The 722-nt window shown below is 39.1% G+C and carries 1 protein-coding gene; it reads left to right on the forward strand.

The features are described from left to right. Positions 1-210 precede the first annotated feature (210 nt). Positions 211-666: a transposase gene (locus GQR54_RS19445; RefSeq protein ID WP_166379713.1), complete on the forward strand. Its 456-nt coding sequence runs from the start codon at positions 211-213 to the stop codon at positions 664-666. The last annotated feature ends 56 nt before the right edge of the window (positions 667-722 follow it).

The raw sequence follows: 722 nt of genomic DNA on the forward strand, positions 1-722 counted from the left end.
CAGTAATCGATTGAACCAAAATAGGAACTCAGCTATGGTTTGTTTATCAATAAAAACAAATAAAAAACGAGTTAATCTACAGGCTCGTTGAGGCTGTAGAATTACTCTTTTTAGGAACGTATCCAACTATTCTTGATTGGTTGCTTTTTAACCTTGAATCCATCTGTTCGCTGTGATCTAATAGATATTATTCACCCACGGTAAACTGTTATGGCTAACTACAAGCCTGACTTATCCTGTCAAAATAAATTCATTCCTATCAATTTCGCTGAGCAAATTCTGCCTGGCACTTTTGAGTATGCCCTTTGTTATATTGTCGAAAATAAACTCGATTTATCGGGGTTTGACGCGTGGTACAACAATGACAAAACGGGCGCGGCGGCGTATCCACCTTCGGTAATGCTAAAGATTATTTTACTGGGCTATGCACATGGTTTGATCAGTAGCCGTCGAATTGCTAAAGCGTGTGAGACGAACATTTTATTTATGAGTGTGTCGGGAGATATCCAGCCGCATTACACATCAATAGCAGGCTTCGTTGCTAAAATGCATGAACAGATTGAGCCGATTTTTACGCAAGTGCTGATGATATGTGATGAGGAAGACTTGATAGGCCGCAACATGTTTGCCATTTGTAGTGGTACAGTGATTTTGGCCACCCATTAAGAAAGAAATGTTATGCTGATAAGCATACAAATTTGGGTGAAAAAATGACGAAATTA

It is taken from the genome of Pseudoalteromonas sp. Z9A4 (assembly GCF_011378845.1).
GTDB classification, from domain to species: domain Bacteria; phylum Pseudomonadota; class Gammaproteobacteria; order Enterobacterales; family Alteromonadaceae; genus Pseudoalteromonas; species Pseudoalteromonas arctica.

Coding starts and splice junctions, on each gene's coding strand:
- GQR54_RS19445 (WP_166379713.1), top strand. CDS start 211: ATGGCTAACTACAAGCCTGACTTATCCTGTCAAAATAAATTCATTCCT.